This is a genomic window from Photobacterium sp. R1 (assembly GCF_054600795.1).
In genome coordinates this window covers 1-276 of the sequence record NZ_BAAHZP010000504.1, presented here as the reverse complement: position 1 = coordinate 276, position 276 = coordinate 1, and the positions used below count along the sequence as shown (strand labels likewise).

Here is a 276-nt window from a genome sequence, read left to right as displayed (position 1 = left end):
AGGCCCCAGGCGTGGGCATGTTGACCGGTCATCTGATGGATACCATTTTCAGTGATACCATGGCCGCTGAGCTGGAACATCTGGAATACACCAATACGTTGCTCAGTAAGCTGCCTGAGAACGAAAGACGTAAAATGGCGGTTAAATCGGTTGATACCCTGCATTTGTATCCGAGCCAGTCGTTTGAGCCTCTGGCCCAGGCTTTCTATCACCATATGCCGCTGGCGGCCCGCTCTCTGATGCGCCTATTAGGGATCAGTCCTAAAGACGATGCCG

At 52.9% G+C, this 276-nt stretch carries 1 pseudogene; it reads left to right on the top strand.

What is annotated here, in order from left to right:
- Window positions 1–17: 17 nt before the first annotated feature.
- Window positions 18–276, top strand: a pseudogene (locus ACYP03_RS26045) (patatin-like phospholipase family protein); the annotation flags it as partial.